A 12,621-nucleotide genomic window follows, 5' to 3' on the forward strand; every position below is an offset into this window, starting at 1 on the left:
GAAAATAAATATCGACTAAAGAACATTTTGGAGGGAATATATGGTGAAGAAAAAGTTAGGTTTATTATTTGGGGGAAAGTCTGCGGAGCATGAAGTTTCTTTACAATCAGCTAAAAACGTGATGGAAGCAATTGATCCTTCGAAATACGATGTTGTGTTAATTGGAATTGATAAATCAGGGAAATGGCATTTAAATGATGCTTCCCATTTTCTTTTGAATGCTGAGGATCCAAAATTAATAGCATTAAATAAAACAAATAAAGGAATTGCTGTGGTACCCGGTGAAACTGAAAATCAACTTGTAAATAGAGAGGGAATGGAAGCATTAGGTCAATTAGATGTAATTTTTCCTATTCTCCATGGAACTTTAGGAGAGGATGGAAGTATTCAAGGGATGCTGCGAATGGCCAATATTCCTTTTGTTGGTTCAAATGTGTTAGGCTCAGCAATAAGTATGGATAAAGATATTGCCAAACGATTACTTCGAGAAGCGGGTCTAACGGTTGCCAATTCATATACGTATACATGGGCGTCAAAAAATAGTATTTCATTTGATGAAATTACACAGCAATTAAATCTCCCTTTGTTCATTAAACCAGCTAATCAGGGGTCATCTGTTGGTGTGAGTAAAGTACAGACACAGGAAGAATTTGAAAAAGGCGTCGCAAGTGCCTTTAACTATGACCACAAAATATTGATTGAGGAAGCAATTCAAGGTAGGGAAATTGAGTGTTCTATTTTGGGAAATGAAAATCCAATTGCATCAATACCTGGAGAGATTGTCGCAACAGCTGACTTTTATTCTTATGAAGCTAAATACATTGATGAAAGCGGAGCAGCACTTGAGATTCCGGCCCAGCTAAGTGAAGATGTAACAAAGCAAATACAAGAAGTGGCGATAAAAGCATTTAAAGCATTAAATTGTGATGGAATGGCAAGGGTCGATGTTTTCTTAACAAAAGACAATGAAATTGTAATTAATGAGATTAATACAATACCTGGATTCACCAAAATAAGTATGTATCCAAAACTATGGGAGCTAAGTGGTATACCATATAGTCAGCTAATTGATAAACTAATTAATTTGGCTTTAGAGCGACACCAACGTGATTCGTTTTTAAATAGCTCTTTTGAGGATAAATAAACCCATTAGCAAATTAAAAAACCCCTTTAAGAGTTTCCGCTCTTTAAGGGGTTTTTTAATTCTATTTCTTCTGTAAGGCCTTCTTCTTGGTCATTAACCTGACTTCTGCATTAAGCGCTTTGTATAACGCAATTCCCATTAGAATCATGACAAAGGAAAATGGTAATGCAGCAATAATGATTGTGTTTTGTAATGCTGTTAGACCACCAACATAGAGCAAAATTAATGCTACTGTTGACTGGGATACGCCCCAAATAATTTTTACATTGTTTGGTGGAGTTAAGGAACCGCGAGTTGATTGCATTCCTAAAACAAAGGTTGCTGAATCGGCTGATGTAATAAAGAATGATGCAATTAATAATATTGCAAGGATCGATAAAAGGAATGAGAGTGGTAACTGATCAAACATGTTAAACAATACCAACTCTGTATCAAATTGTGCAATGTTTGTTCCATTATCTTGAACGTTACCAGCTGTTGTTCCAAATGCTGCAAACCAAACAGAAACAACTAACGTAGGGATGACCATAACGCCCATAAGAAATTGACGGATAGTACGTCCCCGGGATACTCGTGCGATAAACATTCCTACAAACGGCGCCCATGAGATCCACCATGCCCAGTAGAAGATGGTCCACGAATCTAACCATCCACGATTATCACCTTCAAGTGGGGCTGTTTTAAAGCTCATTTGCACAATTTTTTGTATATAAAGGCCGAATGTTTCTGTAAACATATTTAGAATGAGTAATGTCGGCCCGAGAATAACCACAACAATAAAGACTAGTATAGCAAGAATCATATTTAAGTTGGATAAATATTTGATTCCTTTACTTAAACCAGACCAAGCTGACATCATGAATAATACGGTTACGATTAAAATAATAACTAGCTGTGGAATAAATCCAATTTCAACTCCGAATAAATGTGATAATCCAGCGTTAATTTGAACTGCACCAAATCCAAGTGAGGTCGCTACACCGAATACGGTAGCAAAAACAGCTAGTACATCGATTAATGTACCTAATGGACCATTCATACGGTCTCCAAATAAAGGCCTTAGTGTAGAAGAAATTAATCCAGGCATACCTTTTCGAAATTGAAAGAAGGCAAGTGCAAGCGCGACAATACCATACATTGCCCATACATGAAGACCCCAATGAAAGTAAGAATACGCTAAACCTTCTTTAAAGGCCTCTGCAGTGCCAAGCTCTGCTTCTGGAGCATTTGAAACATAGTGGAAAAGAGGTTCTGCAGATCCGTAAAAGACAAGACCAATTCCCATACCAGCTGAGAATAGCATGGCAATCCAAGAGCCTGTAGAAAAATCCGGTTTTTCATGATCTTTTCCAAGACGAATTCTCCCATAAGGGCTAAATGCAATAATGATTGCAAAGATAACTAATGCTGACATGAGCAGCATATAATACCAACCAAAAGTTGTAGAAACAAAATTTTTAACATTATTTGTTATTTGTTCAAACTGGGTAGGAAATGATGCTCCCAGAATAACAGAAATAATAACTAACGCTACAGCTATGTAAAAAACCTTTGAAATACGCTTCATGATTCCCCCCTAAGAATAAATTTGACATATGTGTAATAAGCATACGGATTATTATACCCGTTTTGAAAAATAATGAAACCCTAAATAAGGAAAGTTCACAATTTAAGATTTCGTTATCTACTGATAGGATTGGCAATGATTAACGGTTATATGTATGATAGAAGGGGAAGTTTGAGTTTTTTAAAATTTAATTTTTTCATTTAATTGCAAAGCAAGATTACTGCTGCTAATTAAATTCGGATAATAACCTAATTTTTAGAAAAGAGAAGGGCTTATGATAGATTATAAATTTGATAAATTATTTCATGTACGGACGGGTCCAGAGAAGAAATTGTCTTTCCCGGACTCGATTCAGTATAATCCGTATGAACCAACACCGTACCATGCACTTGAAATACTGTTTCAGCAATATGAGGTGAGTGAACAAGATTATTTTGTGGATTATGGGTGTGGGAAAGGGAGGTTGAACTTCTATATCCATCATTTTTATCGTGCATCTGTGAAGGGGATTGAAATGGATGAAAATTTCTATCAGGAATCGATTGTCAATCTAAGAAAGTATTTGCAGCATACGAATAATAGGAAGGATACAATTGAGTTTATTTGCTGCTTGGCAGAAGAATATATTATCGATCCCATGGATAATCGATTTTACTTTTTTAATCCATTTTCCGTTCAAATATTTCAGAAGGTGATTAATCGGATTTTACGTTCAATTGAAGAATCGAATCGAGAGGTAGAGTTAATTCTATACTATGCGCATGAAGATTATGTGTATTTTCTAGAGGATAAGACAATATTTGAATTGAAACAAGAAATCCAGTTGCCTGGACTATATGAAGCGAATCCATATGAACGTTTTCTCATTTATCGAGCTGGCAATTAAGTTGGAAAAAGAGCTAAGAATCTTCTTAGCTCTTTTTGGTGAGCAGCGTTTTCGAATAGTTAACGTTAAAGCTCGGTTAATTTCAGCTGCTGATCCTCTAGGACATAGACTGTATCAGCAACGCGCTCTGTAAACGTACGGTCATGTGAGACGAGGATAACCGTTCCTTCATATGCCTTTAAAAATCGCTCTAGTGCTTCGATACAAAAAATATCAAGAAAATTAGTTGGCTCATCTAAAATGAGTATATTGTATCTTCCTAAGAAAAGCTGGCATAATACCAGTCGAATGGCTTCACCACCACTTAACGCAGAAGTTTTCTTTTTCAGATCATTGCCTGTAAAATTCATGGCATGAAGCACTGCACGAATCTTGCTTTCATTGTAGTCACTTTTATCCTTCATATAGGCGAGGACTGTTTCAGCCTTTTCGAATTGGTAGCTCATTTGGTGATAAGCCCCAATCACAGCTTTAGGAGAAAGGCTTATTCCTTCGCCATGCTGTATAATATGTTGGAGTAAAGTTGTTTTTCCTGAGCCGTTCTTTCCAGTAATTGCGATTGTACTGCCTAATGGGAATTGAAAGCTCGCCTCTTTAAGAATCCTGTTATTTCCAACTTCCAATGTTAATCGATCTGCCATAATCGGAAACTTGTTATGAAGCTTGAGTGCGGCTGTTTGATGGAAATGTAGGGAGCGTTCCTTTTCTGGAGCGTCCACCGCTTCAAGCTGTTCCACACGTTGTTCGATACCTTTCGCTGCCCGTTGAACCGCTTTTTGACTGGTTCCTTTTGATTTTGTTTCGAACATTCGATTTGCCATTGCCTTTGTATCCTTTTTTGCCATCCGCTTATTAGCATCTGTTATTTTTTCTGCCTTCTTCATCTTTTCTTCAGCAGCTTTTAAGAGACGATTTTTCTCTTTCACATATTTTTCGTGCTGTTCTTGCTGCTGTTTATGCTGGAGCTCCTTTTGCGCTACATAATCTGAAAAATTTCCTGTATACTCGGTTACTTTTCCGTCTTCAATTTCCCAGATTTTTGTTACAAGCTTATCTAATACAAAGCGGTCATGGCTTACAAGTACAAGTGCTCCGTAATAATACGTTAACTCATCGATAAAGAAAGTTGTTCCAGTTGTGTCAAGATGCGTAGTCGGCTCGTCAATTAATAGTCCTTCATGATACGTGGAGAACAGCTGGGCAAGTTTCATACGAGTCTGTTCTCCACCGCTTAGATAACGAATATCAGTTGAAGGGACGGCTAGTTTCCCTAATAGTTCATAGTCCGTCTCCTTTTCAACTGGTTCCGCCAACTGGTCGAAATAGCCAAAATCGGAAAAGCGATGCACATCTCCTCTGTCCGGTTGAATTTGTCCGTGAAGGAGCTTTAATAATGTACTTTTTCCAGCTCCGTTTTTACCAACGATGCCAATTCGATCAAATTGGTGTACTGCTAGTCTTGGTATATCCAAGATGACTTTATCAAAAAAGGTGAGTTCTATATTTTCTAGTTCCAAACATACTTTTTCCATTATGCTTTACCCCCTATATAATTTCTGGTTGATGCATTTGTGCCGATTAATATTTCTAAGTCAATTGTGATTGCAGCTGCATCCTGCCTATAAAATTGCTTGATTTGTGCTTGATTGGAAGTCCAAGTTAGTGGCGTCATACGGACCAAATCTTCAAGCGCTGTTTGATGAAGCTCTCCTGTATCCTGTACACGGATGACTTCTAATAAGTCAAAATGCCTTTTAAATAAATCTACTGTTTCTGTATTGTGATGCTTTGTTTTTTGGGAAAGCATCTCTCGTAATTCACGGAGATAGTTAGGTCCGGGAACTACTTTGATAACGAGTCCGCCAGGCGTTAAAATCCGTTTGAATTCCCGATAATTAGCTGGCGACAGGATATTTAAAATAAAGGAACATGCTTTGTCGGCAAGTGGCGATTTGGCCAAATCCGCGACAAGCCATGTAGGTGTATCATGATTTTTTGCTGCCATAATAATTCCTTCTTTTGATATATCAATACCAACACCAGTAATTTTAGGCTGCATACACTTATCTAAAATTGCTTGTAAATGAGATCCTTCTCCACAACCTAGATCTGCTACCATCAGAGAAGCAGCTGATGTGCGTGGTTGTTGATTAATTACATGTGCGATAGTGTCATGCAGCATAGTGTATAAGCTGCTATTTGTAATAATTCTTTGTCTTGCTTCAAACAATTCCTTGCTATACGGACTAGTAACTTGATGTGTCAGCATATTGATATAACCTTGTTTGGCAAAATCAAATGTGTGGTTTTGGGAACATACGAAGCTCTTCGGGTCGATAACTTCCATAGCGCTTTGACAAATTGGACACTGGAATGCAGTGTTATATTGATGGAAGCGTTTTGCGGTTTTCATTTTTTTAGTCATGTTTTACCTCATCCTTCCCAATAAAAAAATCACAGGCAGTCTGCCTGTGATTTAGAGTAAAGGGAAGAAGCCCCGTCCTTATTCAGTTAGGAGTTAAGCTAAGATAGCTGTCCACGAAATGACTCTTTCTATTATGGAAAGAAATTACCAGAAGGAAACTTGCTTGCCACATAGGTGCCAAATAGGCATTAACAAATGTGAATGACAAATTTACAGATGCGTATCTGATACCAAATTTTCCATTGAAAGAGTACAAAAATAAAGAAAGGCAGAATAAACCCACCTTTCTACATCCTATCTATATATTATACAAAATGAAGATGATTAAAAAAGGACAGACTAATCCCTTTACCCTGTCTATACAAACAGAGTCTTTGAACGTATTAAATTACTTAGTTCAAAGTTAGGGAACGTAATCTGATTGAATGCATTTTTTAACCATCCTCCTTAAATTAGTTGTTATCGTATCATATTAATTATAGAACTTCTAGGAGTAAATGTCAAAAAGAGGGGGAGCGACTTTTCCTTAGAAGTGCGAGTTCAAAAAGCAAGTCAACGAGCTTCATAGGATGTGGTGACTTCAACGTGTGCAACAGGACGTGTTGGAAGAGTTAGTCAATGGTCCTCTGTTCTCGATGTGTCATTTTCACCGACTTTTTGAACATCCTCTATAAGGTGATTTCCCAGAATTCCCGATCCTCTATAATAAGGTCATCGGGCTTCTTGATATCTTTCCAGTGTTTCTTACGCTTTACAGAAATCGGCAGATGCTCTTCTCCATTTATACAGGTGAAATATTCAACGACATATGCAGTTCCAACAGCTTTCTCCAAATACGAGTAGAGCAATGCTAAGCATTTCCTTTCAAACTCTTTTCTATTCCATTGTTTGGTCGAGATCCACTCGTGCTTTAATGGTAGCGAGTTATTCGTAGTTGTTACTTGGTGTTTGAAAGAAAAGTGAGGGCTGTAGGAAAAACGTTCCTTGCTTTCACTGTCATAATTATTTTCAAAATGTAAATGTGTAAAATCCAACTCACTTGCGAATACGTTTGGTTGTTCTGGTGAGATTGGGTTTAAACCGAACGTACCAACAGGTAATCTCATGGGTGAAGCAATATAAATATACTGTGTCATGCTTGGATGCTCCTTTTCCAAATCGAATGGGTAAAAAGGCAGTAGCAACTAATCAAACGTTTGATTAGTTGCTATTACTACAATTATCAGTAGTTATTTTATGCTTGCCATATCCTCAATGATTGGGATCAACTGATAAAGCTGGTCGTTAATTGGCGTTGGAATGCCATACTTTCTACCAAGCTCACACACTTTTCCAGCGAAATACTCCACTTCGGTTTTACGTTCTTCTACAATATCCTGAAGCATAGAGGTTTGCCCATCTGGTGATAGCTTCATTAAAATTGGTCGATAGCTATGGACATCTGCTTCTGTCAGATTCACACCAACCTTTTGTGAGATGGCAACAACCTCGTACATCGCCTGTTCCATCCACTCGTGGAGTGAAGGTACCTCCTGAAAATATTTATAAGGTGCACGTAATACGGCAGAAACTTGGTTAATACCAACGTTAAACATGAATTTTGCCCAAATTGTATGCCAGATGTCTTCTGGTATCTCATAAGGAATACCGGCGCGTTCAAACAAATCTTTTGCGGCAAGAACATCCTTCGAGAGGCCTCGATCCTTATCTCCGAAGCAGATTTTTCCGATACTAGAAAAGCGAATACGATTATCTCTTCTTACTGCATCGATACCAACACACATGCTGTATAAGATATGGTTATTTTGTTTACGATTATAGATTTCCTCTTCACTAGATATTCCGTTTAAGAGTGATAGAATAATTGTATCTGGGCCAATATAGTATTTCATATCAGTAAGAGCCTGTTCGAGCTGATCATTTTTCACAGCAAAAATAACGAGGTCTACAGGATCAGCATTTGTCTCGGGCGTTTTATAATTAAAATGAAACATCGTGTTATTTACATCTAGTCCGTTAGCTGTGTAGCGGTTAATTCTATCCTTGCTTGCGACAACTGTAAAATCGCTGCCTAATAATGTATGTAATTTGCTACCGTAAGCAGCGCCGATTGCACCTAAACCTATTAAAGCAACAGACTGGATTTTTTTCATCTTATTCCCCGCTTTTCAATGTTTTCAATTATAATTAGTATAGCATAAATATTCATAATTCAAAAAAAGAGGGTGAAACCGTGATTTTTGAAAAAGGGAATATAATGGTTCGTCCATTACAAACAAATGATAATCATTTGTTGGTTAGATGGCTTTCAAACGTTACTGTTCTTGAATTTTATGAAGGAAGGGACAATCCTTTTGATCTAAAGAAAGTCAATAATGATTTTTATAATCTGGATGACGGTGTTGTTAAATGCATTGTTGTATATAAAGCAAAAGCTATCGGCTACATACAATTTTATCAAGTAAATAATAAAACAAGTACAATACATGATTATAGTCAGGAAGAAATTACTTATGGAATGGATCAGTTCATTGGTGAACCCGAATATTGGAATAAAGGAATTGGAACATTACTTGTTCGTTCAATGGTAGACTATTTACTTGAGAAAAAGCGAGCTGATAGAGTTATAATGGACCCTCAACGAACAAATTCACGAGCTATAAGATGTTATGAAAAATGCGGATTTAAAAAAGTTAGAATCTTACCTAAGCATGAATTTCATGAAGGTGAGCTACGAGATTGCTGGTTAATAGAATTTAACCGGTCCATTTAGCTTATTATACGGTCGAGAATTAGTAATAACTTTAAGGTAGCTTTGTCTTCAAGCTACCTAAGAAAATATTTAAAACTATTTTAGCTTAAGGACTCATCTAAAAATGCTAGTATTTTAGGCCAAGAGTCTTTAGCAGCTTGAGCATTAGCATTTGCACTCCCGCCAAATGTTAGGGTAAACGGTCCATTTGAAAGCAAAACCTCTGGTGGCATAGAAGGAAAAGTAAACGGAAAGCATAGAAAATGGCCTGCGTCTTTATAGTGCAGATGGACATTTGGGTACGGGTGATTTTTCTCTGTGAGGCGTTCCATAATCATGTTGGAAAATAGAGAGGAAGGCCATAATTGATCATCTCCCCCCGATATTAGCATGATAGGTGCTTGGATTCTTTCAACTGGAATGCGTGCTGCATCAATCTGTCCTTTATTTTTTAAGGTGTTATGAAATACAGAGAGGTTGGATATTGGTTTACGAGTCAACAACTTGGAAAAATAGCTAAAAAAAGAAGAAACACTATTCTTCGGCTGTAAATAGATTAATGGCTTATTTTCATAGGTCCAAGCAGGGTCAGGTACTCCCATAAAGTTTCGTAAACCAGCATAGCGAACTCCGCTTGGTGAACCAGCAACAACTGCTTTAATTTCAGGAAACATTGTCCCCAATTGTAGTGCAAGCTCTCCACCTCGTGAGAAGCCGACCACAGCAATTTGATTTGCATGGACATGAGGCTGCTGTTGTAACCAGTGTATAGCTGTTTCGAAGTATTCAAGCGGAATGTTAACCAAGTCTTCCGGAACATCCTCTATACCAAAATACGCTAATGAAAAAGCAGCATAACCATGGGAAGCAAGTAGGGCCGCAGCGCTTTCCCGCATACCGCCATCCGACCCACCTAGTATAAGTACTCCCGGATGAGAATCAGGACCAGTTGGTTGATAAAGTGATCCAATCATTCCTTGCTCGTCAACCTGGGTTTTCGATACGTGAGGTGCTGCAAACGCCCGAATAACATCCACACTTGCAATGATATCCCCATTTAATTCAGCGGTGATTGTCACCGTGAAAGGGGTAGATTTAGACTTTGTGAATAATGCATGTTTTTTTGGATCATCCAATTTCATGGACCACAATAGTCCCATGGAATCGATTGCCTCGTATGTACCGCTTATAGGCTTTTGTTTACTTAGGTCAATAACACCTTGTTCATCTGTTTGAAAAAATCCATAGGATTCAAATGGATTACGATTCCCGTCTGTACTTCTTGCCTGTATCTTGACAGTTTGTTTTGGGTTACAGCCTGATAATCGGATTTGTAAGGGTTCATCTACAAGAGCAATCTGTGGAGTGATAATAAATTGAGGTGCTTTGGTGGCTAATTTAGTCATTTATATTTTCCTTTCACATCTAAATTTTAAATTATCATTCAATTCAGTAATTATTCTATCCTAAACGCTTTCTTATCTCAAGCATATTCAAGAAGAGATTATTAAAGTTCATTGCTTTATAAACATATGTAAAAAGTATTTGACATATGTTTGAAAAGTTTTATAATTATAAATGTCAAATACTTTTTACATTCAATGAATCAAGGTGGGGATTATAATGGATTGGTTTATTTTAATTATCTTCTTTGGCTTTTTGTTATTGATGGTTTTGCTTATTGGTATGCTACTCTATTCGTTAGCGAAGCAAGGGGACGAACGGAAAAATTTTATCAAAGCAAAAGCTATGTCGTATACATTCGCGATTATAGTAGGAGTTTTACTAATAGAAATTGGTATGTCTATATACATGGTTAGTGTAAAAGGGCAGACCGTAGAAGGAATGAGTCCTTTTATATTTCTTGTAATCATTTCTATCGTATACCTTGTAACACTACTATATAACAAAAGGAAATATGGGAATTAATATGGAAAATAACATTCGGCAACTAAGAAAAGCAAAAAAGCTATCTCAAGAGGAAATAGCTAAACTATGTAAGGTTTCTAGACAAACGATTAATGCGATTGAAAACAATAAATATGATCCCAGTTTACAATTAGCATTTGATATTGCAAAACAGTTAGAGGTTACCGTAGATGAATTATTTATACCTATTAAATGAGGTGAAGGGATATGGATAGAACAAAGAAGTTTATGCTTATTGTTAGTATCTCCGTTTTTTGTATATTCGCAGGATTTATTGTATATAACTGGGTGCGTTTTGAAGCCCTTGATGCAGGCCAGATATTTTTTACGTTCATTGCATTATCATTCATTTTTAACATTCTAACGTGGGGAAATCATGAAGGAGCCGGAGAAAAAGATGAAATGGATTTTCATATAATGGCACAAAGTGCAAGAATAGGATATTTTGTATTAATGGTTCTTGCAAGTCTCATTTTATTCATTTCAGAGGGGACTGGCAATTTCAATCAGATTACGAATTATCCACTTCTCATTTTAGTCGGTCTCACATTTGTTATATTGCCAATAACTGAATTTATCTATGCGAAAAAATTCAAGTGATGTATTTAAAGGAGGAAATAATATGTTATCACCAAAAGTACGAGAAACTTATGAGAAATTAGTGGCAGATGAAAGAGTAAACCGAATATATAAATTCATAGAGTCGGATCATGAAAATACGGTTTCTGAGCAAATTCAGCTTACAGAAATCCCAGCACCGCCATTTCAAGAAGAGATTCGGGCTCAAGATTTCAAGAAACGCCTACAAAGGCTTGGTCTGAAAAATGTCAAAATGGATAAAGAAGGGAATGTATTTGGGGTCCGGCCTGGAATTGGAAATGGACCGAAGTTGTTTGTTTCGGCCCATTTAGATACTGTCTTTCCAGAAGGTACAGATACAACGGTAACAGATAAAGGTGGGAAATTATATGCACCAGGAATTGGAGACGATACGAGGGGATTGGCAGAGGTATTGGCAATCATTCGTGCACTTAATGCGTCATCGATTTCTACAATTGGAGATATTATCATAGGTGGAACGGTTGGAGAGGAAGGCGCTGGCGATCTCCGCGGTGTAAAAGCATTTTTTCAAGAAAACATGGTAGACGGATATATATCCATTGATGGACCGAATATGAATGTTATTACGTATTTGGGTACTGGAAGCTACCGTTATCAAATTACATACAAAGGTTCTGGCGGTCATAGTTTTGCAGATTTTGGCTCTCCCAGTGCAACACATGGATTGGGCAGAGCTATTGCAGCGATAGCTCAATTGGAAACGAAAGCAAACCCCAAAACAACCTTTACAGTTGGCGAGGTTCGTGGAGGGACATCGGTGAATGCAATTGCTCAGGAAGCTAGTATGCTTGTTGATTTGCGCTCAAATGATCAGCAGGAACTCGACAAATTAGATAAAGCGTTTTTAGAGATTGTAAGAAATGCTTGTGACGAAGAGAATAAGCGATGGAAAAGTGAAGATCTTACAGTAGAAATGGAGCGGTTCGGTAACCGGCCGCCTGCAAGTCAACCATCTGATGCTGTTATTGTGCAAGCGGCTTGGGCTGCAATCGAATCAGTAGATGGTGACCCACGACTTGGACAGCCAAGTAGTACGGATGCGAATTATCCGATGAGCCTGGAGATCCCCGCTATTACCACTGGGACTGGTGGAAATGCTGGAGGAGCACATACACTGGAAGAGTGGTATGATCCAACAGATGGTCACCGCGCAATTCAAAAAAGCTTTACATTGATTTTAGGTTTGGTAGGCGTAAAGGATGTTTGTGAGCCTTTACTTCCTGTTATAGCGAAAAACGATTAAGAGTCTTTGTTATAGAGTGAAAATAGCTTTTAGGGATATGAATCACTATGGATT

Annotated in this window: 13 protein-coding genes; 7 read left to right on the forward strand and 6 right to left on the reverse strand. The window is 37.5% G+C overall.

The window, feature by feature from the left end; genetic code table 11:
* Positions 1-40: 40 nt before the first annotated feature.
* Entirely contained in the window at positions 41-1,144 is a 1,104-nt protein-coding gene (gene ddlA, locus NST46_RS08730; RefSeq protein WP_095311917.1) for a D-alanine--D-alanine ligase, read from the forward strand.
* 61 nt (positions 1,145-1,205) lie between these two features.
* Here ddlA and NST46_RS08735 read toward each other — a convergent pair whose 3' ends face one another.
* Positions 1,206-2,711 (reverse strand): glycine betaine uptake BCCT transporter, encoded by a 1,506-nt coding sequence (locus NST46_RS08735; protein WP_095311919.1) that lies wholly within the window; start codon positions 2,709-2,711, stop codon positions 1,206-1,208.
* Positions 2,712-2,985: 274 nt separating this feature from the next.
* Between NST46_RS08735 and NST46_RS08740 the strand changes: the two genes are divergently transcribed.
* On the forward strand, positions 2,986-3,597 hold the full coding sequence (locus NST46_RS08740) for an SAM-dependent methyltransferase (RefSeq protein ID WP_341137061.1): 612 nt from the start codon (positions 2,986-2,988) through the stop codon (positions 3,595-3,597).
* Between the two features lie 65 nt (positions 3,598-3,662).
* Here NST46_RS08740 and NST46_RS08745 read toward each other — a convergent pair whose 3' ends face one another.
* The 4 genes from NST46_RS08745 to NST46_RS08760 all read right to left on the reverse strand — a co-directional run bounded on the left by NST46_RS08745 (position 3,663) and on the right by NST46_RS08760 (position 8,175).
* Entirely contained in the window at positions 3,663-5,129 is a 1,467-nt protein-coding gene (locus NST46_RS08745; RefSeq protein WP_095311923.1) for an Msr family ABC-F type ribosomal protection protein, read from the reverse strand.
* Positions 5,129-6,022, reverse strand: coding sequence for a putative RNA methyltransferase (locus NST46_RS08750; protein WP_340002749.1), 894 nt, complete (start codon positions 6,020-6,022; stop codon positions 5,129-5,131). The genes NST46_RS08745 and NST46_RS08750 overlap by 1 nt, the downstream gene beginning before the upstream one ends.
* A 668-nt stretch (positions 6,023-6,690) precedes the next feature.
* The gene (locus NST46_RS08755; protein ID WP_340002750.1) at positions 6,691-7,158 is read right to left on the reverse strand and encodes a hypothetical protein; all 468 of its coding nucleotides are present in this window, start codon (positions 7,156-7,158) and stop codon (positions 6,691-6,693) included.
* Between the two features lie 93 nt (positions 7,159-7,251).
* Positions 7,252-8,175: a ketopantoate reductase family protein gene (locus NST46_RS08760; RefSeq protein ID WP_340002751.1), complete on the reverse strand. Its 924-nt coding sequence runs from the start codon at positions 8,173-8,175 to the stop codon at positions 7,252-7,254.
* 80 nt (positions 8,176-8,255) lie between these two features.
* Here NST46_RS08760 and NST46_RS08765 point away from each other — a divergent pair, with 80 nt between their 5' ends.
* On the forward strand, positions 8,256-8,795 hold the full coding sequence (locus NST46_RS08765) for a GNAT family N-acetyltransferase (protein ID WP_240033769.1): 540 nt from the start codon (positions 8,256-8,258) through the stop codon (positions 8,793-8,795).
* Between the two features lie 80 nt (positions 8,796-8,875).
* On the opposite strand, the gene NST46_RS08770 is transcribed toward NST46_RS08765, so the two are convergent.
* A complete protein-coding gene (locus NST46_RS08770) occupies positions 8,876-10,180 on the reverse strand; it encodes an acyl-CoA thioester hydrolase/BAAT C-terminal domain-containing protein (protein WP_303448253.1) in 1,305 nt (434 codons plus the stop codon).
* 217 nt (positions 10,181-10,397) lie between these two features.
* Here NST46_RS08770 and NST46_RS08775 point away from each other — a divergent pair, with 217 nt between their 5' ends.
* From NST46_RS08775 to NST46_RS08790, 4 genes are read left to right on the forward strand one after another with little or no spacing between them, the layout of a single operon-like run.
* Complete coding sequence (locus NST46_RS08775) at positions 10,398-10,703, forward strand: hypothetical protein (RefSeq protein WP_095311933.1); 306 nt, start codon at positions 10,398-10,400, stop codon at positions 10,701-10,703.
* Position 10,704: 1 nt separating this feature from the next.
* Positions 10,705-10,899 (forward strand): helix-turn-helix transcriptional regulator, encoded by a 195-nt coding sequence (locus tag NST46_RS08780; RefSeq protein ID WP_340002752.1) that lies wholly within the window; start codon positions 10,705-10,707, stop codon positions 10,897-10,899.
* A gap of 11 nt (positions 10,900-10,910) precedes the next feature.
* Entirely contained in the window at positions 10,911-11,303 is a 393-nt protein-coding gene (locus NST46_RS08785) for a hypothetical protein (protein ID WP_340002753.1), read from the forward strand.
* 22 nt (positions 11,304-11,325) lie between these two features.
* Positions 11,326-12,567, forward strand: coding sequence for a M20/M25/M40 family metallo-hydrolase (locus NST46_RS08790; protein WP_340002755.1), 1,242 nt, complete (start codon positions 11,326-11,328; stop codon positions 12,565-12,567).
* The last annotated feature ends 54 nt before the right edge of the window (positions 12,568-12,621 follow it).

The organism is Oceanobacillus sp. FSL W7-1309 (assembly GCF_038002145.1).
Lineage (GTDB): Bacteria > Bacillota > Bacilli > Bacillales > Amphibacillaceae > Oceanobacillus > Oceanobacillus profundus.

What these genes read in the sequence shown, in the direction of transcription:
- ddlA (WP_095311917.1), top strand. Translation starts at nt 41, where the DNA reads ATGGTGAAGAAAAAGTTAGGTTTATTATTTGGGGGAAAGTCTGCGGAG.
- NST46_RS08735 (WP_095311919.1), bottom strand. Translation starts at nt 2,711, where the DNA reads ATGAAGCGTATTTCAAAGGTTTTTTACATAGCTGTAGCGTTAGTTATT.
- NST46_RS08740 (WP_341137061.1), top strand. Translation starts at nt 2,986, where the DNA reads ATGATAGATTATAAATTTGATAAATTATTTCATGTACGGACGGGTCCA.
- NST46_RS08745 (WP_095311923.1), bottom strand. Translation starts at nt 5,129, where the DNA reads ATGGAAAAAGTATGTTTGGAACTAGAAAATATAGAACTCACCTTTTTT.
- NST46_RS08750 (WP_340002749.1), bottom strand. Translation starts at nt 6,022, where the DNA reads ATGACTAAAAAAATGAAAACCGCAAAACGCTTCCATCAATATAACACT.
- NST46_RS08755 (WP_340002750.1), bottom strand. Translation starts at nt 7,158, where the DNA reads ATGACACAGTATATTTATATTGCTTCACCCATGAGATTACCTGTTGGT.
- NST46_RS08760 (WP_340002751.1), bottom strand. Translation starts at nt 8,175, where the DNA reads ATGAAAAAAATCCAGTCTGTTGCTTTAATAGGTTTAGGTGCAATCGGC.
- NST46_RS08770 (WP_303448253.1), bottom strand. Translation starts at nt 10,180, where the DNA reads ATGACTAAATTAGCCACCAAAGCACCTCAATTTATTATCACTCCACAG.
- NST46_RS08775 (WP_095311933.1), top strand. Translation starts at nt 10,398, where the DNA reads ATGGATTGGTTTATTTTAATTATCTTCTTTGGCTTTTTGTTATTGATG.
- NST46_RS08780 (WP_340002752.1), top strand. Translation starts at nt 10,705, where the DNA reads ATGGAAAATAACATTCGGCAACTAAGAAAAGCAAAAAAGCTATCTCAA.
- NST46_RS08785 (WP_340002753.1), top strand. Translation starts at nt 10,911, where the DNA reads ATGGATAGAACAAAGAAGTTTATGCTTATTGTTAGTATCTCCGTTTTT.
- NST46_RS08790 (WP_340002755.1), top strand. Translation starts at nt 11,326, where the DNA reads ATGTTATCACCAAAAGTACGAGAAACTTATGAGAAATTAGTGGCAGAT.